Annotated in this window: 21 protein-coding genes; 10 read left to right on the top strand and 11 right to left on the bottom strand. The window is 65.0% G+C overall.

Features of this window, described 5'->3' with window-relative positions; all coding sequences use genetic code 11:
- Window positions 1–14: 14 nt before the first annotated feature.
- A complete protein-coding gene (locus C5F46_RS11550; protein WP_107325501.1) occupies window positions 15–827 on the bottom strand; it encodes a TIGR00282 family metallophosphoesterase in 813 nt (270 codons plus the stop codon).
- Window positions 828–918: 91 nt separating this feature from the next.
- Here C5F46_RS11550 and C5F46_RS11545 point away from each other — a divergent pair, with 91 nt between their 5' ends.
- Window positions 919–1,173 carry a hypothetical protein gene (locus C5F46_RS11545; protein ID WP_107325500.1) on the top strand — a complete coding sequence of 85 codons (255 nt, stop codon included), beginning with the start codon at window positions 919–921 and terminating at the stop codon, window positions 1,171–1,173.
- A 9-nt stretch (window positions 1,174–1,182) separates the two neighbouring features.
- On the opposite strand, the gene C5F46_RS11540 is transcribed toward C5F46_RS11545, so the two are convergent.
- Window positions 1,183–1,431 carry a DUF167 domain-containing protein gene (locus C5F46_RS11540; RefSeq protein ID WP_107325499.1) on the bottom strand — a complete coding sequence of 83 codons (249 nt, stop codon included), beginning with the start codon at window positions 1,429–1,431 and terminating at the stop codon, window positions 1,183–1,185.
- 65 nt (window positions 1,432–1,496) lie between these two features.
- Here C5F46_RS11540 and C5F46_RS11535 point away from each other — a divergent pair, with 65 nt between their 5' ends.
- Genes C5F46_RS11535 through C5F46_RS11525 form a run of 3 tightly spaced genes read left to right on the top strand, consistent with a single transcriptional unit; the run spans window position 1,497 to window position 3,870 of the window.
- Window positions 1,497–2,594 (top strand): class II histone deacetylase, encoded by a 1,098-nt coding sequence (locus tag C5F46_RS11535; RefSeq protein WP_107325498.1) that lies wholly within the window; start codon window positions 1,497–1,499, stop codon window positions 2,592–2,594.
- An 11-nt stretch (window positions 2,595–2,605) separates the two neighbouring features.
- Window positions 2,606–3,184: a nitroreductase family protein gene (locus C5F46_RS11530; protein ID WP_107325497.1), complete on the top strand. Its 579-nt coding sequence runs from the start codon at window positions 2,606–2,608 to the stop codon at window positions 3,182–3,184.
- The gene (locus C5F46_RS11525; protein ID WP_107325496.1) at window positions 3,181–3,870 is read left to right on the top strand and encodes an EI24 domain-containing protein; all 690 of its coding nucleotides are present in this window, start codon (window positions 3,181–3,183) and stop codon (window positions 3,868–3,870) included. The genes C5F46_RS11530 and C5F46_RS11525 overlap by 4 nt, the downstream gene beginning before the upstream one ends.
- Window positions 3,871–3,885: 15 nt before the next feature.
- Here C5F46_RS11525 and mce read toward each other — a convergent pair whose 3' ends face one another.
- Window positions 3,886–4,290 (bottom strand): methylmalonyl-CoA epimerase, encoded by a 405-nt coding sequence (mce, locus tag C5F46_RS11520; RefSeq protein WP_107325495.1) that lies wholly within the window; start codon window positions 4,288–4,290, stop codon window positions 3,886–3,888.
- A gap of 144 nt (window positions 4,291–4,434) precedes the next feature.
- Between mce and C5F46_RS11515 the strand changes: the two genes are divergently transcribed.
- Complete coding sequence (locus tag C5F46_RS11515; RefSeq protein ID WP_107325494.1) at window positions 4,435–5,151, top strand: response regulator; 717 nt, start codon at window positions 4,435–4,437, stop codon at window positions 5,149–5,151.
- A 3-nt stretch (window positions 5,152–5,154) separates the two neighbouring features.
- Here C5F46_RS11515 and C5F46_RS11510 read toward each other — a convergent pair whose 3' ends face one another.
- On the bottom strand, window positions 5,155–5,877 hold the full coding sequence (locus C5F46_RS11510) for a GNAT family N-acetyltransferase (protein ID WP_107325521.1): 723 nt from the start codon (window positions 5,875–5,877) through the stop codon (window positions 5,155–5,157).
- Window positions 5,878–6,002: 125 nt separating this feature from the next.
- Between C5F46_RS11510 and C5F46_RS17210 the strand changes: the two genes are divergently transcribed.
- Window positions 6,003–6,134 (top strand): hypothetical protein, encoded by a 132-nt coding sequence (locus C5F46_RS17210; RefSeq protein WP_268935663.1) that lies wholly within the window; start codon window positions 6,003–6,005, stop codon window positions 6,132–6,134.
- A 47-nt stretch (window positions 6,135–6,181) separates the two neighbouring features.
- Here the strand turns inward: C5F46_RS17210 and aspS are convergent, their stop codons facing one another.
- On the bottom strand, window positions 6,182–7,957 hold the full coding sequence (gene aspS / locus C5F46_RS11505; protein WP_107325493.1) for an aspartate--tRNA ligase: 1,776 nt from the start codon (window positions 7,955–7,957) through the stop codon (window positions 6,182–6,184).
- 177 nt (window positions 7,958–8,134) lie between these two features.
- Between aspS and carB the strand changes: the two genes are divergently transcribed.
- Window positions 8,135–11,467: a carbamoyl-phosphate synthase large subunit gene (gene carB / locus C5F46_RS11500; RefSeq protein WP_107325492.1), complete on the top strand. Its 3,333-nt coding sequence runs from the start codon at window positions 8,135–8,137 to the stop codon at window positions 11,465–11,467.
- Window positions 11,468–11,889: 422 nt separating this feature from the next.
- On the opposite strand, the gene C5F46_RS11495 is transcribed toward carB, so the two are convergent.
- Window positions 11,890–12,201 (bottom strand): ETC complex I subunit, encoded by a 312-nt coding sequence (locus C5F46_RS11495; protein ID WP_107325491.1) that lies wholly within the window; start codon window positions 12,199–12,201, stop codon window positions 11,890–11,892.
- Between the two features lie 124 nt (window positions 12,202–12,325).
- Between C5F46_RS11495 and uvrB the strand changes: the two genes are divergently transcribed.
- A complete protein-coding gene (gene uvrB, locus C5F46_RS11490) occupies window positions 12,326–14,506 on the top strand; it encodes an excinuclease ABC subunit UvrB (RefSeq protein WP_107325490.1) in 2,181 nt (726 codons plus the stop codon).
- Between the two features lie 109 nt (window positions 14,507–14,615).
- A complete protein-coding gene (locus C5F46_RS11485) occupies window positions 14,616–14,978 on the top strand; it encodes a hypothetical protein (RefSeq protein ID WP_107325489.1) in 363 nt (120 codons plus the stop codon).
- A gap of 50 nt (window positions 14,979–15,028) precedes the next feature.
- Here C5F46_RS11485 and C5F46_RS11480 read toward each other — a convergent pair whose 3' ends face one another.
- On the bottom strand, window positions 15,029–15,346 hold the full coding sequence (locus C5F46_RS11480; RefSeq protein WP_107325488.1) for an antibiotic biosynthesis monooxygenase family protein: 318 nt from the start codon (window positions 15,344–15,346) through the stop codon (window positions 15,029–15,031).
- Between the two features lie 265 nt (window positions 15,347–15,611).
- Entirely contained in the window at window positions 15,612–16,016 is a 405-nt protein-coding gene (locus C5F46_RS17120) for a hypothetical protein (protein ID WP_235820158.1), read from the bottom strand.
- A 120-nt stretch (window positions 16,017–16,136) separates the two neighbouring features.
- Here C5F46_RS17120 and C5F46_RS16655 point away from each other — a divergent pair, with 120 nt between their 5' ends.
- A complete protein-coding gene (locus C5F46_RS16655) occupies window positions 16,137–16,280 on the top strand; it encodes a hypothetical protein (protein ID WP_168796886.1) in 144 nt (47 codons plus the stop codon).
- A gap of 185 nt (window positions 16,281–16,465) precedes the next feature.
- Here the strand turns inward: C5F46_RS16655 and C5F46_RS11465 are convergent, their stop codons facing one another.
- From C5F46_RS11465 to C5F46_RS11460, 3 genes are all read right to left on the bottom strand, one after another.
- The gene (locus C5F46_RS11465) at window positions 16,466–16,885 is read right to left on the bottom strand and encodes a hypothetical protein (protein ID WP_107325487.1); all 420 of its coding nucleotides are present in this window, start codon (window positions 16,883–16,885) and stop codon (window positions 16,466–16,468) included.
- A 344-nt stretch (window positions 16,886–17,229) separates the two neighbouring features.
- The gene (locus C5F46_RS16445; RefSeq protein ID WP_133618556.1) at window positions 17,230–17,628 is read right to left on the bottom strand and encodes a hypothetical protein; all 399 of its coding nucleotides are present in this window, start codon (window positions 17,626–17,628) and stop codon (window positions 17,230–17,232) included.
- Window positions 17,629–17,712: 84 nt separating this feature from the next.
- On the bottom strand, window positions 17,713–17,935 hold a 223-nt coding region (locus tag C5F46_RS11460; RefSeq protein WP_210203000.1), incomplete at its 5' end, for an Arm DNA-binding domain-containing protein.

Raw genomic sequence — 17,935 nt, 5'->3', positions numbered from 1 at the left:
ATCCCTCTCTGCCGCTAGGGCCGCGCCTCGGCCAGACGCCCGCCAACCCGGATCGGCGCGCAGCGTTTGGCCAGCCCGGTGCGGTCGTCGGTTTCGACATAAAGCCCCGAAAGCGTGGCCTCGCCCTCGGCCGGGGTGAACCGGTCCCGCCCCATACCGGTGATGAAGCGGCGCATCGGTTCGGCCTTGTCCATGCCGATTACGGAATTGTAGTCGCCGCACATGCCGGCATCGGTCAGATAGGCGGTGCCGGCGGGCAGCACCATCGCATCGCCCGTGGGCACATGGGTATGGGTGCCCACCACCACACTGGCCCGACCGTCGCACCAATGGCCCATCGCCATCTTTTCCGAGGTCGCCTCGCAATGCATATCCACCAGCGTGGCCTGCGCCATACCGCCCAGCGGATGCGCGCGCAGCACCGCGTCGATGGCCGAAAACGGGTCGTCGAAGGGCCGCTTCATGAACACCTGCCCCAGCACCTGCGCCACCAGCACCTTGCGCCCGCGCGCATCTGAAAACACCCGCGCGCCCTTGCCAGGCGCCTCTTTGGCATAGTTCAGCGGCCGGATGATGCGCGGCTCGCTCTCAATGAATCGCAGCATGTCCTTCTGGTCGAAGGCATGATCGCCCAGCGTCACGCAATCGGCCCCCGCCTCCAGCAGGCCCCGCGCGTGGTCGGGCGTCAACCCGGCGCCCGCGCTGGCGTTTTCGCCGTTGACCACGACAAAATCGAGCCCCCATTCCGCCCGCAACCCCGGCAGCCGCGCCGCAACCGCAGCCCGGCCCGCCCGGCCCATCACATCGCCCAGAAACAGTATTTTCATCCTCAAGGGATTAGGCGGCAGCGGCGCGAAGGGCAAGGCCCTCGTGCATCGGGCGGTGGTGGCCCGGCCCAAACCGTGCTAGCCTGCCCATATGTTCACCATCGAGCACGAATTCGACGCCACCTTGATCACCCTCGTCGATGAAGGCGAGGGCGGTGAGGACTGGCTTCAGGAAGATGTGACCATCAACGCCTTTGAAGATTGTGTGACGGTCGAACAATATGACGAGCACACCGACACGGTGATGAAGGTGGTGTTTTCCCACGCCCAGTTGCGCGAACTGGCTGCGGCGCTTGATCTGCCCGAGGGCGTCTATCGCCTGCGCGCGCAGAAGGCCGAAGGATAGGCCGCCGCCTCACTCCAGCCGAAAGACCTTGTCGCGCGCGCTTTGGCCGCGCAGCAGCACCAGCCGGGTTTTCGCTACGCCCAGCGCCTTGGCCAGTAGTTTCGTCACCGCGGCATTGGCCTTGCCATCCTCGGGCGCGACGGTCACATAAACCCGCAATCCGTCCTCGGCGGCCACCACGACGTTGCGCGACGCCTTGGGCGTCACCCGCACCGCGATTTCGGCGCCCGGTCTTGCAAGATGGCTCAGATCGGTCATGCACTCCCCTCTGGCCCCCTGTGTAACCTGCCGCTAACCTTGACGCCAGCGCCCGGAGGCCCACGATGACCACCGCCTTCTTTCATGACGAACGCTGCCTGTGGCACGGCGGCGGCAATTACGCCTTCACTCTGCCGGTGGGCGGCCTTGTGCAGCCCGGCGCGGGCCTACCCGAAAGCCCGGAAACCAAGCGTCGGCTGGTCAATCTGATGCGCGTCACCGGATTGATGAGCGATCTGGTCGAACAGAGCGCACCGCCCGCCAGCCATCAGGATCTGCGCCGCGTTCACCCCGAAAGCTATCTTTCCGCGTTCAAGGCCGCCTCCGATGCGGGCGGGGGCGAATTGGGGTTGCGAACGCCCTTTGGGCAGGGCGGTTATGACATCGCGGCGTTGTCGGCGGGGCTGGCGCGGGGGGCGCTGTTTGCGGTGCTGGGCGGGCAGGCGCGCAACGCCTATGCCCTGACCCGCCCACCCGGCCATCATTGCCTGCCCGAATTTCCGAACGGCTTTTGTCTGCTGAACAACATCGCCGTGGCGATTCGCGCCGCGCAGGCCGCGGGGCTGGCCCGCCGCATTGCCGTGGTCGATTGGGATGTGCACCACGGCAACGGCACCGAGGCAATCTTTCTGTCCGACCCCGAGGTGCTGACGATCTCTCTGCATCAGGACCGCAACTATCCGCTGGATACCGGCGCCGCTGACCAGCGCGGCGCGGGCCGCGGGCATGGCTTCAACCTCAACATTCCGCTGCCCCCCGGCACCGGGCACGCCAGCTATATCGAGGCGTTCGACCGTCTCGTGCTGCCCGCGCTCTACCGCTTTGGCCCCGAGATCATCGTGGTTGCCTGCGGCTATGATGCCTCGGCCGTCGATCCGCTGGGGCGGATGCTTGCCTCATCCGACACGTTCGGGGCCCTGACCCGGCGGGTGATGCAGGCTGCCGATGATCTGTGCGATGGCCGCCTGATGCTGGCGCATGAGGGCGGCTATTCCGAGGTCCATGTGCCCTTTTGCGGCCATGCCGTGATCGCCACCCTCGCGGGCAGCCACATCAAGGCGCCCGACCCGCTCGCCGCGACCCTTGCCGCCCGCCAGCCCGGCCCCGACTGGCAGGCTCATGTCAGCGCCCATATCGGCCGGCTGGCCGAGTTCTTTTTCTGAAAGGCCATACCATGCCCCAGCCCAACCCCGAGGCCCTGCGCTTTCTGCTAAGCCGCCGCTCTTGCCCTGCGCGCACGCTGACGCTGCCGGTGCCCGACCGCGCCGCTTTGGAGCCGATCCTGACCGCCGCCGCCCGCAGCCCCGACCATGGCAAGCTGGAGCCGTGGCGCTTTATCGTGCTGACCCGCCCCGCGCTGGAACGGCTGGCCGGTCAAGTCGCCCTGCGCGCCACCGAACTGGCCCTGCCCTCCGATCAGGCGGAAAAAGGCGTCTTGCAGTTTTCCAACTCAAACCTTGCAGTCGCCGTGGTTCATGTGCCCCGAAGCACGGAAAAAATTGCACAAATCGAACAGGTGCTATCAATCGGCGCGGTTTGCCTTGCGCTGCTGAACGCCGCCCTTGCCGCAGGCTGGGGCGCCAACTGGCTGACCGGCTGGCCCGCGCATGATGCCGCCTTTGCGCATCAGGGGCTGGGCCTTGCCCCCGGCGAATGGGTGGCGGGCTTTATCCATATCGGCACCGCCACGGTAGAACCCACCGACCGCCCCCGCCCCGACCTTTCCGCAATCACCACATGGGTTGACGCATGATCCGCGATTTTCTGACCGCGCTGGGCGACCTGTTTCGTCCCGGCACCCGATCCGTTCTGGCGCTTGGCATGGCGCTTGCACTTGCGCTGCTGGCCGCGATCTATGCCCTGTTCGTGGTTCTGATCGGCTGGCTGGTGCCCGACACGATCACGCTGCCCTGGATCGGCGCAATCACCTGGGTCGATGATCTGATGTCCTGGGCCTCGGTCGGGCTGATGCTGCTGCTCAGCTTCTTTCTGATGGTGCCCGTGGCCTCGGCCTTCACCGGGCTTTTCCTTGATCGCGTGGCCGATTCGGTCGAGGCACGGCATTACCCCGGCCTGCCGCCCGCCCGCAACGTGCCGCTGGCCGAGGCGCTGCGCGACAGCCTTGGCTTTCTGGGCGTGATCATCGCGGTCAACGCGCTGGCGCTGGTCGGCTATTTGCTGGTCGGCCCTGCCGCTCCGCTCTTGTTCTGGGCGGTCAACGGTTATCTGCTGGGCCGCGAATATTTCCAGATGGTCGCCCTGCGCCGGATGGACCGCACCGCCGCCCGCGCGTTCTACAAGGCGCACCGGCTTCGGGTGTGGGGCGCGGGTGTGCTGATGGCGCTGCCGCTCAGCCTGCCGGTCATCAACCTGATCGTGCCGGTTCTGGGTGCCGCGACCTTCACCCACCTGTTTCACAGGGTGAAAGCGGGGGCCTGACGGCCCCCGTGCGGCTTACACCTGCTCCAGCTCCACCAGGCAGCCGTTGAAATCCTTGGGGTGCAGGAACAGCACAGGCTTGCCATGCGCGCCGATCTTCGGCTCGCCACTGCCCAGCACCCGCGCGCCCGCCGCCTTCAGCCGGTCGCGCGCGGCCAGAATATCTTCGACCTCGTAGCAGATATGGTGAATGCCGCCTGCGGGGTTCTTTTCCAGAAAGCCCATGATCGGGGAATTCTCGCCCAGCGGGTAAAGCAGTTCGATCTTGGTATTCGGCAATTCGATGAACACCACGGTCACGCCGTGGTCAGGCTCATCTTGCGGCGCACCGACCTTGGCACCCAAGGTGTTGCGGTATTGGTCAGCAGCGGCCGTCAGGTCGGGCACGGCGATGGCTACGTGATTGAGGCGTCCGATCATGGGGGGCTCCTTCTGGCGGTTTGGCGCGGTGTAGCGGCGCCCTGCCCCCCGACGCAAGGGATTCCGGTGCCGTTTACCCGCTGTTAGCCAATCGCGCGCTTAACTTTTCCAATCCGAGTCGCCGCCCGAGTTGAGGAGAGCGCCATGCCTGACGATTTTTCGCAGTTCGCCAGTCCCGCCGCCAGCATCAGCCGCCCCCTTCAGGGGCTGACCGTGCTGGTGGTCGAAGACAGCCGCTTCGCGTCTGAAGCGATGCGGCTTTTGTGCCTGCGCTCGGGCGCGCGCATCCGCCGCGCCGATTGCCTGCGCACCGCGCGGCGGCATCTTCAGGTCTACCGCCCCGGCGCGGTGATCGTCGATCTGGGCCTGCCCGACGGGTCCGGCGCCGACCTGATCGCCGATCTGGCCGCGGCGCGCCCGCGCCTGCCCGTGATCCTTGCCATCTCGGGCGATCCGGCGGGGGCGGCACCGGCCCGCGCTGCGGGTGCCGACGGCTTTCTGACCAAACCGATTGACAGTCTTGCGCTATTTCAGCAGGCGATCCTGGGCTGCCTGCCGGCCAACGCACGCCCCTACGGGCTGCACATGCTGCCTGATGCGCGGGTGGAGCCTGACCGCCTCGCGCTGCGCGATGACCTCAGCCATGTTGCGGGCGTGCTGGCCAAGGCGCCCGATGAGGCAGCCATCGATTATATCACCCGGTTTCTGGCAGGTCTTGCCCGCAGCTCCGGCGACCCTGCCCTGGCGGATGCGGCAGCCGATCTTGCGCGCGGCCGCCAAAGCGGGGCGGCTGCGGCACCGGGGCTTGCGCGGCTGCATTCGCTGGTGGCAGAACGGCTGAACACCGGGGCCACGTTTTAGGCCCTATGTCTCGCCCAGCGCCGGGTCTGCGGCGACGCGCACCAGCCGCGTCAGATCGGACAGGCGTTCGCGCTGATGGCCCGTGGCGTCGAAATTGCCGGGCGCCAACCAGGCCTCATAGGCCGCCTGAAGGCCCGGCCAGTCGGCATCTGTCGCCGCAAACCAGGCGGTATCGCGGTTGCGCCCTTTCACCACGGCAGCCTGCCGGAACACGCCCTCATAGCTTAGCCCCAGCCGTTGCGCGGCACGGCGTGACGGCAAATTCAGCGCGTCACATTTCCATTCAAACCGCCGATAGCCCACGCCAAAGGCCCAACCGATGGCGAGCATCATCGCCTCGGTCGCGGCGCGGCTGTGCTGCAACCGAGGCGCAAGATTGATATGGCCCAGTTCGATCGTGCCCGCCTCGGGCGTAATCCGCAAAAACGCCAGCACACCCCCCGGCTGGCCGCTGTCCAGATCGCGGATCGCGTAAAAGAACGGGTCAGGCAGCGCGGCCATTTCGGCCAGCCAGCGATAATAGCCCGCCTCCGAGGCAAAGGGGCCATAGGGCAGATAATCCCAGATCGCCGGGTCTTGGGCATTGGCCCGGTAAAGTGAATCGGCATGGGACTCGGCGTCCAGCCGCTCCAGCCGGACGTGGCGCCCCGCCAAAAGCTGCGGGCCAGGCGGCGGCGGCACCACCCAGCCCGGCACGGGTGCCCCGAATGTCTTGCCCTGCTGCATCCTGCCCATCCTTCAGCTTTGGTTCAGCCTGCCGCAGCCACCCCGAAAGTGCACGGAAATTTCCGCAATGCCGCCGCATTTGACCGCAAAAGATCATAGCCGGATCAATTCGCCGGGGGGGCGCCATGAAACACCGATTGTTGCGCGCGACCACCGATGACCGGCTGATCCGGGCCACGCATTGGGCGGTGTTCAGCCTTGGCGCGCTGGCGCTGGCGTTTTCCATCGTCGCCGCCACGCTGCCGCATCTGGTCTGACGCCCCGGCACGCGGCCTTGCGCCGCGCGCCCCGCCCTGCGCCCTGCTCAGTCCTTCGGCACCACGCGCAGGCGCAATTCGCGCAGTTGTTCGTTCATCGGCTCGGACGGCGCGCCCATCATCAGGTCGCAGGCCTGCTGGTTCATCGGGAACATGATGACCTCGCGAATGTTCTGCTCGTCGGCCAGCAGCATCACGATCCGGTCGATGCCTGCCGCGCAGCCACCGTGCGGCGGCGCACCATAGCGGAACGCCTTGACCATGCCGCCGAAGCGATTTTCGACCTCGGACGCGGGGTAACCCGCCAGCTCGAATGCCTTGAACATGATTTCGGGCTTGTGGTTGCGTATCCCACCCGAGATGAGCTCGTAGCCGTTGCAGGCCAGGTCATATTGATAGGCCTTCACCTTCAGCGGATCGCCCATCAGCGCCTCCAGCCCGCCCTGCGGCATCGAGAAAGGATTGTGGCTGAAGTCGATCTTGCCCTGATCGTCCTTTTCATACATCGGGAAATCGACGATCCAGGCAAAGCGGAAGCAATTTTCCTCGGTCAGACCCAGCTCGCGGCCAATCTCATTGCGCGCGCGCCCCGCCACCGCCTCGAACTGCTCGGGCTTGCCGCCAAGGAAAAACGCCGCATCACCCTCACCCAGGCCCAGTTGCAGCCGGATCGCCTCGGTCCGCTCGGGGCCGATGTTCTTGGCCAGCGGGCCAGCCGCCTCCATCGTGCCATCCTCGGCCTTGCGCCAGAAGATATAGCCCATGCCGGGCAGACCCTGGGCCTGCGCAAAGGCGTTCATCCGGTCGCAGAACTTGCGGCTACCACCCGTGGGTGCCGGGATCGCGCGCACCTCGGTGCCCTCGTTCTCCAACAGCTTGGCAAAGATCGCAAAGCCAGAGCCTGCGAAATGCTCGCTGACCACCTGCATCTTGATCGGGTTCCTGAGGTCGGGCTTGTCGGACCCATACCACAGCATCGCATCGGCATAGGAAATCTGCGGCCAGACCTTGCTGACCTCTCGCCCGCCGCCAAATTCCTCGAAGATGCCCTGAATCACCGGCTGCACCGCGGCGAAGACATCATCTTGCGTGACAAAGCTCATTTCCACGTCAAGCTGGTAGAAATCGGTGGGGCTGCGGTCGGCGCGCGGGTCTTCGTCGCGGAAGCAGGGCGCGATCTGGAAATAGCGGTCAAAGCCCGCCACCATGATCAACTGCTTGAACTGCTGCGGCGCCTGCGGCAGCGCATAAAACTTGCCCGGATGCAGCCGCGATGGCACCAGAAAATCGCGTGCGCCCTCGGGCGACGACGCCGTGATGATCGGCGTCTGAAACTCGTTGAAACCCGCGTCCCACATCCGGTTGCGCAAGGACCGCACGACGTTCGATCGCAGCATCATGTTGGCATGCAGCCCCTCGCGCCGCAGATCGAGGAAGCGGTAGGTCAGCCGCGTCTCTTCGGGGTAGTCCTGATCACCGAACACCGGCAGCGGCAGTTCTTCGGCCGGGCCCAGCACCTCGACGGCGCGCACATAAACCTCGATCGCGCCGGTGGCGATTTTGGGGTTCACCAGGCTCGCGTCGCGCAGTTTCACCAGGCCGTCGATGCGGATCACCCATTCCGCGCGCGCAGCCTCCAGCGCGGCGAAGGCCGGGCTGTCGCCATCGCACAGCAGTTGCGTTATGCCGTAATGATCGCGCAGGTCGATGAACAGAACCCCGCCATGGTCGCGAACCCGGTGCACCCAGCCCGAAAGCCGCACCTCGGCCCCGGCATGGGCGGCGGTCAGATCGCCACAGGTATGGCTGCGATAGGCGTGCATCGTGATCCCCTTCCCGAGGTGTAGACAATATCGCGCCGATACACCGCGCCTGCGCGGCGAAGTCAAGCACGCGGCGCGCGCCAGACTGCGCCGCAGCGCCCATCGGCCCTTGCGCCGGTGCCGCACAAGACTATAACGCCGTCAATTTGCGCGCCGGAACGACAAAGGGGAAAGACCATGCCGAAAAGAACCGATATCAACTCGATCCTGATCATCGGCGCCGGTCCCATCGTTATCGGTCAGGCCTGCGAGTTCGACTATTCCGGCGCGCAGGCATGCAAGGCGCTGCGCGAAGAAGGCTATCGGGTGATCCTGGTCAACTCGAACCCCGCGACGATCATGACCGATCCGGAAATGGCCGACGCCACCTATATCGAGCCGATCACCCCCGAGATCGTCGCCAAGATCATCGAGAAGGAACGCCCCGACGCGCTGTTGCCCACCATGGGCGGGCAGACCGGCCTGAACACCAGCCTCGCGCTGGCCGACATGGGCGTGCTGGAAAAATTCGGCGTGGAACTGATCGGCGCCAACCGGCAGGCCATCGAAATGGCCGAAGACCGCAAGCTGTTCCGCGAGGCGATGGACCGGATCGGGCTGGAAAACCCCAAGGCCACGATCATCGCGGCACCCAAGCTGGCGAACGGCAAATATGACATCAACGCCGGCGTGGCCGAGGCGATTGCCGCCATCGAATATGTGGGCCTGCCCGCGATCATCCGCCCAGCCTTTACACTGGGCGGCACCGGCGGCGGCGTGGCCTACAACCGCGATGACTATGAGGCCATCGTCCGCTCGGGGCTGGATGCCAGCCCGGTGGCGCAGGTGCTGATCGACGAGTCGCTTCTGGGCTGGAAAGAGTATGAAATGGAGGTCGTGCGCGACCGCGCCGACAACGCCATCATCGTCTGTTCCATCGAAAACGTCGATCCGATGGGCGTGCATACGGGCGATTCGATCACCGTGGCCCCGGCGCTGACACTGACCGACAAGGAATATCAGATCATGCGCAACGGCTCCATCGCCGTGCTGCGCGAGATCGGCGTGGAAACCGGCGGGTCGAACGTGCAATGGGCGATCAACCCGGCCGACGGGCGCATGGTGGTGATCGAGATGAACCCTCGGGTCAGCCGCTCGTCGGCGCTGGCCTCCAAGGCCACGGGCTTTCCCATCGCCAAGATCGCGGCGAAACTGGCCGTGGGCTATACGCTGGACGAACTGGACAACGACATCACCAAGGTCACGCCTGCCAGCTTTGAGCCGACCATCGACTATGTCGTGACCAAGATCCCGCGCTTTGCGTTCGAGAAATTCCCCGGCAGCAAAGCCGAACTGACCACCGCGATGAAATCGGTAGGCGAGGCCATGGCGATCGGCCGCACCTTCCATGAATCGGTGCAAAAGGCCCTGGCGAGCATGGAAACCGGCCTCACCGGCTTTGACGAGATCACCATCGACGGCGCCCCCGAAAAAGCCGCCGTCATCAAGGCGATTTCGGCGCAAACCCCCGACCGGCTGCGCCTGATCGCGCAGGCCATGCGCCACGGCCTGACCAACGACGAAATCCAGCATGCCACCGCCTTTGACCCGTGGTTCCTGGCCCGCATCCGCGAGATCATCGACACCGAGGCCGAGATTCGCGCCTCGGGACTGCCCGTCACCGACAAGGGTCTGCGCGCGCTGAAGATGATGGGCTTCACCGACGCACGCCTTGCCAAACTGACCGGCCGGGACGAGGCGCAGGTGCGCCGCGCCCGCCGCAACCTTGGCGTTCAGGCGGTGTTCAAGCGCATCGACACCTGCGCCGCCGAATTCGAGGCGCAGACGCCCTACATGTATTCCACCTATGAGGCCCCCGCGATGGGCGACGTGGAATGCGAGGCCCGCCCCTCGGGCCGCAAGAAGGTCGTCATCCTCGGCGGCGGGCCGAACCGCATCGGGCAGGGCATCGAATTCGACTATTGCTGCTGCCACGCCTGCTTTGCGCTGACCAAGGCGGGTTATGAAACGATCATGATCAACTGCAACCCGGAAACGGTTTCGACCGATTATGACACATCGGACCGACTGTATTTCGAGCCGCTGACGCTGGAACATGTGCTGGAAATCCTGCGCGTGGAACAAGACAACGGCACCCTGCATGGCGTGATCGTGCAGTTCGGCGGGCAGACGCCACTGAAACTCGCCGATGCGCTTCAGGCCGAGGGTATCCCGATCCTCGGCACCACCCCCGACGCGATCGACCTTGCCGAAGACCGCGAGCGGTTCCAGCAGTTGCTGAACCGTCTGGGCCTGAAGCAGCCGGTCAACGGCATCGCCAGCAGCGACGCGCAAGCACTTGAAATCGCGCAGCGCGTGGGCTTCCCGCTGGTAATCCGCCCGTCCTATGTGCTGGGCGGCCGCGCCATGGAAATCGTGCGCGACATGGACCAGTTGAAACGCTACATCACCTCTGCGGTGCATGTGTCGGGCGACAGCCCGGTGCTGCTTGACAGCTATCTGTCGGGCGCGATCGAGGTCGATGTCGATGCGCTGAGCGACGGAAAGACCGTTCATGTCGCAGGCATCATGCAGCATATCGAGGAAGCGGGCGTGCATTCGGGCGACAGCGCCTGCTCGTTGCCGCCCTATTCGCTTGATGCGGCCACCGTGGCCGAACTGAAGGTGCAGACCGAAAAGATGGCGCTGGCGCTGGGTGTCGTCGGCCTGATGAACGTGCAATTCGCAATCAAGGACGGCGTGATCTATGTGCTTGAGGTGAACCCGCGCGCTTCGCGCACCGTGCCTTTTGTGGCCAAAGCGACCGACAGCGCCATTGCCAGCATCGCCGCCCGGCTGATGGCGGGCGAGCCGATGGCCAACTTCCCCCATCGCGCCCCCTACCCCGAGGGTGTCGGCCCCGAAACGCCCCTGCCCTTTGCCGACCCGCTGACGCTGGCCGACCCCAACACGCCGTGGTTCTCGGTGAAAGAGGCCGTGCTGCCCTTTGCCCGCTTCCCCGGCGTCGATACGCTGCTGGGGCCGGAAATGCGCTCGACCGGCGAGGTCATGGGCTGGGACCGCAACTTCCCCCGCGCCTTCCTGAAAGCGCAGATGGGGGCTGGCACGCATCTGCCCGAGACGGGCCGGGTGTTCGTGTCGGTCAAGGAAATGGACAAGACCGCCGACCTGGCCGAGGCCGCCCGCACACTGACCGAAATGGGCTTTGCCCTGGTCGCCACCCGCGGCACCGCAGGCTTTCTGGCCGGCCACGGGATTGAGGCCGAGGTGGTCAACAAGGTCTATGAGGGGCGCCCGAACATCGTGGATCGGCTGAAGAACGGCGATGTGCAACTGGTGCTGAACACTACCGAGGGCAATCAGGCCGTGTCTGACAGCCGCGACATCCGCGCCGTCGCGCTCTATGACAAGATCCCCTACTTTACCACCGCCGCCGCCAGCATCGCCGCCGTCGCTGCGATGAAGAGCCGCGCCGAGGGCGAGATCGGGGTCAGGCCGTTGCAGGGGTGAGGGGGCAATCCGGCCCCTGTTCGCCCCTAGGCCGACGTCGCACCCCGGCATAAATTCAACCCGCCGCGGCCGTCGTGTGGCCCGGCGCCCTTTTTCTGGTCGGCGGTAGCCGGGTCGACGGGGCCTGCCCGATACGCCGCAGGATAAGGCCGACATGGATGGCCCCCTTGCCCCGGCGAGAGCGCCCGCTGTCACAGCATGACGGCCCTCACCACAGCCAAGCGCCATCCGAAAGCATGAAGATCGCGCTTTGAAAGCACAGGCCAACCCGTGCCGCGGCCCGCGGCATTGATCGCCTCGGCGCAGATACAGTTTGACCCCTTGCAAAGGCGGCCCTGTGACCTCAACGATTTACCAAACGCCTGCCCCGAAATGGAAAAGCCCGCTCCATACGGCAGCAATCGTGGTCTGATTACAGTGGCTCAATGCGTCCAGACGGTGCGGCGGTTGGTGGCGAAATTGTCGCCATATCCGCCGGGGCGGACGTTCGGCTTGCGCTGATGGGCGGCGCTGATCGCCACCTCGATGCCATTGTCGCGGGCGTAATCCTCGGCCTCTTGCCGGGTGGCAAAGCGCAGATGCACCTGTCGTTGGGTATCACCTGACCCGGTCCAGCCCATCAGCGGGTCGATCTCGCGCCGCTCGGCGGGCAGAAATTCCAGCACCCAGCCGTGGCTGCGGGCCATCCCCGATTGCATGGCATTGCGGGCCGGTTGATAGATACGCGCGCGCATGGTCAGACTCCCTCAAAACTCCCGCCCCCGTTATCGTGAAGACGCAATCAAAGCGCAAGCCCGCCGACCCCTTGCATCCGCGCGAAAAGCAACGACCTTAGGCGCCTGATCCAAGGGGTTCGCCATGCCGCACAACACCACCAACGCCCCCACCCTGCGCCCGGAGGTGCTGACCCGGCCCAAGCTGGAGGGCGGTCGGCGCTTTGTGATGAAGACCGAGTTTCAGGCGGCGGGCGACCAGCCCACGGCGATTGCCGAACTGGCCGACGGCGTGCTGGCGGGCGAGCGCAATCAGGTTCTGCTGGGCGCCACCGGCACTGGCAAGACCTTTACCATGGCGCGGGTGATCGAGGAAACCCAGCGCCCGGCGATCATTCTGGCGCCGAACAAAACGCTCGCCGCGCAATTATACGGAGAATTCAAGGGCTTCTTCCCCGACAACGCGGTGGAATACTTTGTTTCCTATTACGACTACTACCAGCCCGAAGCCTATGTGCCGCGCAGCGATACCTATATCGAGAAGGAATCGCAGATCAACGAACAGATCGACCGGATGCGCCACTCGGCCACCCGCGCGTTGCTGGAACGCGACGATGTGATCATCGTGGCCTCGGTGTCGTGCATCTATGGTATCGGCAGCGTCGAGACCTATTCGGCGATGACGCAGGACATGGCCGTGGGCGGGCTTTACGATCAGCGCAAGTTTCTGGCCGATCTGGTGGCGCAGCAATACAAGCGGCTGGATGCGTCCTTTGTGCGCGGCGCCTTCCGGGTGCGCGGCGATACGGTCGAGGTCTGGCCCGCCCACCTTGAAGACCGGGCATGGCGGTTTTCGTTCTTTGGCGAAGAGCTGGAGGCGATCATCGAATTCGACCCGTTGACCGGCGCCAAGACCGACACGTTCGAGAAAATCCGCATCTATGCCAACAGCCATTACGTCACCCCCCGGCCGACGCTGCAACAGGCCACCAAGGGCATCCGGGCGGAACTGGCGCTGCGGCTCAAGCAGTTGACCGACGAAGGAAAGCTGCTGGAGGCGCAGCGGTTGGAACAGCGCACCAATTTCGATCTGGAGATGCTGGAGGCGACCGGCGTCTGCAACGGGATCGAGAACTATTCGCGCTATCTGACGGGGCGCGCGCCGGGCGAACCGCCGCCCACATTGTTCGAATTCATCCCCGACACTGCGATTGTCTTTGCCGATGAATCCCACGTTACCGTGCCACAGATTGGCGGCATGTATCGCGGCGACTACCGGCGCAAGTTCACGCTGGCCGAACACGGCTTTCGCCTGCCGTCCTGCATGGACAACCGCCCCCTGAAATTCGAGGAATGGGACGCGATGCGCCCGCAATCGGTGTTCGTATCGGCCACCCCGGCGAAATGGGAACTGGAACAGGCGGGCGGCGTGTTCACCGAACAGGTGATCCGGCCCACCGGCCTGCTGGACCCGGTGGTGGAAATCCGCCCTGTGGAGATGCAGGTCGATGACCTGCTGGACGAAATCCGCCGCGTGGCGGCGCAGGGCCTGCGTGTTCTGGTCACGACGCTGACCAAGCGGATGGCCGAAGACCTGACCGAGTATTTCCACGAACAGGGCCTGCGCATCCGCTACATGCATTCCGACATCGACACGATCGAACGGATCGAGATTTTGCGCGACCTGCGGCTGGGGGCGTTTGACGTGCTGGTGGGCATCAACCTGCTGCGCGAGGGGCTGGATATTCCCGAATGCGGGCTGGTGGCGATTCTGGATGCCGACAAGGAGGGGTTCCTGCGGTCGGAAACCTCGCTGATCCAGACCATCGGGCGCGCCGCGCGCAATGCCGAAGGCCGGGTGATCATGTATGCCGACCGAATCACCGGCAGCATGGAACGCGCGCTGGCCGAAACCAACCGCCGCCGCGCCAAGCAGATCACCTATAACGAGGTCCATGGCATCACCCCGACGACCGTGAAAAAGAACGTCGAGGATGTGCTTGCGGGGCTTTACAAGGGCGACACCGACATGGCCCGCGTCACCGCCCGGATCGACAAGCCGCTGGTCGGCGCCAACCTGTCCGCCCATCTGGACGCGCTGCGCACAGCCATGCGAAAGGCCGCCGAGAACCTGGAATTCGAGGAAGCCGCGCGCCTGCGCGACGAGGTGAAGCGGCTGGAGGCGGTGGAACTGGCCGTGGCCGACGACCCGCTGGCACGCCAATCCGACGTGGAGGCCGCAGCCGAAGCCGCCGTGAAGGCGGGCGGCCGTTCAACCGCGGGCCGGGCGGGGCAGCGCGGCGGGAACAAGCGGCGGGGGCGATAGGAGAGATCGCAGACGGCACCTTTCTGCCCGGAACGGGCCATATTTTGGCGCCCATTTTCCAACAAGCATTCAAGATGAAAATCCAAGATTTCGAACGTTGGGGATTGATATGAAGAAACTTGCGTTGGCGCTTCTCGCCCTGTCGGCCTGCGCCCCGACCGTTGTCACCGAGTTCAATGGAGACAGCGTCACCGTGCAGTCGCAATATGCCAAGGTTATGCCGGATGTGACTGCCGAAGCTGCGCGGATATGCGCCACGAAAGGGCTTCGGGCCGAATATGCATCGACCAGGGAAGTCTACGCGCCGCAATATGCGTCGGGCGCCTATGCGCACCTGTTCCTGTGTCTTGACGGGAGACGAGGTGGCTTTGTTTCTCGCGGGGCCGCCACACCGACGAGCCGCAACCTGGCGCCGTCAAGTTTCTCTCCTGCCATCACCGGCAGCTATCTGGACAGCGCGTCCAGCCTCTGATCCGTCAGATGCAATCTGCCAGTGCGGGATGGGCGACAACCCCGCACTTCTTACATCACATCCATCACCTCATACATGACCGGCTCGAAATGGCGGCATAGCGTGGCGATGTGGCGGTTACGCTCGCGCATTTCGGGGGTGCGCAGCATCGCCTGATAATCTTCGCGCCGGGTCCATTGGCTATAGTTGGCGATGCGGGTCTGGGCGTCGTTCATATGCAGCCCCGCGGCGACGAAACCGGGCTGTTTCGAGATCACCTCGGCATAGGCGGCTTGCAGCGCCTCCATCAGGTCATGCGCGGTGGCGGGGGTCATCTCGAACGTGGTGATGACGGTCTGGCCTTTGAAATCACGCGAGATTGTGGGCATTCTGTCCTCCTGTTTCGTCCATGCTGCCACAGGCCGGGTGGAAAAGCACCTGGTGCTTGCCGCGACACCGGGGCGCGGCTAATTTAGGCCTCTCCCGTGCCGATGGCTGCGGCACGGGATCGCCGCGAAAACCTGCGTAGCGGCATTCTACGGCAACTAGATTTTGGCCTTAGGAGCCCCCCATTGCCCACTTGGCGCGCGAGGGTCACGCCTACGCCGAGGCCGATGTGATCTCCGCGCTGCAGACGTTCGAGGACGTCTGGGGTCAGCTGTTCCCTGCGGAGCAGACCCGGATCGTGCAGTTGCTGGTGCGCCGGATCACCGTGACATCGGAGGGACTGGTGATCGATGTCAGGACCGACGGCGTCTCCGGCGTCATGCGTGACATGATGGCGCCACGAAAGAAGGTGGCGGCGGAATGATGAAACCCGGTATCGTTCAACCGCTCCACATACCGATCCAGCGAAGCGGTGAAGTAGCTTCGCACCATTTCGCGCATTTCGTCTTTCCTGAGCTTTGCCAAAGCCTTGTTATCCCGTACCAATCGCCCACAGGATGCAAGATAGCGGGCCAGATCGCCAGCCCTATCTGGGCACTTGGTGCGCAGGGAAATCAGTGCCGCATGATCTGGGTCAACAGCGCCACTTTCGAACATCTTGTCCTCGATCATCTGGGCGATCCGAGCGACGCGGCCTTCCGAAAGCAGCTGCTGGCCCTGATCGCAAATGTCACAGATGCTGTGAACCGCCCCGGGTTTACCGGAGAGTAAAACACTCAAAGGATGAGCCCTATGACCAAGCAGAGATTCACCCCCGCCTATCCGGCCGAGCTCCGCGAACGCGGTGTTCGGCTTTTTCGAGAGAACCGCGCCGAATACGCGAGCGACACGGCCGCCTACAAGGCGATCGCGCCGAAGCTTGGTTGGCCGCCTTGACCTCTTGCGCCTCTTGCTGGGCGCATTTCTGCGCGAGCTCGAAGGCCCGCCCAAAAGTCAAAAACCGCCCGCGCCCGTCATGGGGCGCGGCGGCACAGATCGCCGTCATATCCGCGCCGGGGAACAATCGGCGGGCGCGGCCCGCCGTGATCGGCATGGCCCGCAGGAGGGAGACGAGGCGCGCTTCATCCATTTGCGCCCCCGTCGAGTTCGGTCAGATCGCCGGTCGCCAAAGCCCGCAGCGCGCAATCGCGCGCTTGCTCGATCCGGCGGCACGCCGCAAGGATTTCGGCCCGGAAGGTCTGGCCCGCTGCCGGGGGAACAGCCGGGAGACGGGCATCCCGGAGCCGTCGCGTTGCCGCGTCGGCAACTGCCCGGATCACGTCCTCGGCCTCGGCGCGGGCAGTCAAGGCGGCCTTGCGGCGGGCGGTGTGCGACCGGATCAATGCAGCCTTGGCCGCGTGTTGGCGGGCGGCGCTGGCACTGGCTTCGGTGCTTTTGGCGTCATCGCGCAACGAACGGACATACCCGCTGACCGCGCTGCTGACAGTGGTAAAGCCCCGGCGATGGACCGTGATGTAGCCCGCATCTGCGATTTGCCGCAAACGCCGTGCTGTGACCCCAAGCAGGGCCGCCGCCGTGGTCCTGCCGGTCGGCCCGGAGGTCCGCCACCCGGTCGGCTAGCCCGGCCTGCGTGGCCTTGTGGGTCCGCGCGAGCCGGTCAAGCACCTCAAGGCGGTCAGCGGAAACTTTGATGCCGTCAACCACGGCGGTGCGGGGCGCGTGGTCTGGCTGAGCGGGTTGCGGCGGGGTGGCGGGAACGCCGCCCCGCGCCAAAATTGTGTAATTCGAGAAAGGGTCGGACATTTGGCGGGCCTCCGGGTTTCGTTACCTCGGAGATACACCCGCCCGCTCCAATTCCGGTGGCGCAGCAGTTTGGGCGTGGTGATCAATCATCCATCAGGATCAACGCGAGGCCTTCGACGCTATCTGGCACCGGGACGCCAAGGCGCAGCGCCCGCCAGAAACAGGCGCGGGCTGGATCACCGGCAGGTGCCGTGTCGCGACCACGGTCAGCTTGCCATGCCCCGGTCCGATACCGTCTGAGCGCGGGCAACATGAGGGTGGCCGCCCGCCGATCCGGGACGTCGCGCCATTCTGGTCGGGATGCGCGCGCCTCGCGCAATAGAGCATTTCGGCGCTTGCGCGCCACTGCCTGCCCCGCGCTCAGGCCGCCGCCTCCCTCGGCGGATAGCCCCATCAGCCGCGAAAGCGGCACGGCCCGTTTGGCATCCCCGGTTTCACATCGCAGGATCGCCTCGCCCGCCGCAACTCCACGCTTCGCCATCGCCCGCCACCCCTCGCCACCCCCCCGCGGCCCTTGTTTTATTGACCCTTCCGCCCACTTCCGCCCTCTTCGGAGGTCTTCCGATTACCTGCAGAATGTCGTGTCAAACAACAACTTTCCGTTCAGTCGGTAGAAGAAAATCCACGACTTGGCGCCGGTTTTTGACACGTTGACGTAGAGATTCCCACCGTCAGCGTGTCGGCCCGGTTCGCTCAAGGCCGCAACGCCCTTTGCCGTCAGCTTGTTGATCGCCGCCATTGTTGCCTCCTTCGTATGCGTCCGGTCTGACTGGTATTGACTTAGCCCG

The sequence above is a fragment of the Phaeovulum veldkampii DSM 11550 genome, from assembly GCF_003034995.1.
Classification (GTDB): domain Bacteria; phylum Pseudomonadota; class Alphaproteobacteria; order Rhodobacterales; family Rhodobacteraceae; genus Phaeovulum; species Phaeovulum veldkampii.
Note: the sequence above shows the minus strand (reverse complement) of the source record. Positions and strands in the feature narration are given on the sequence as shown.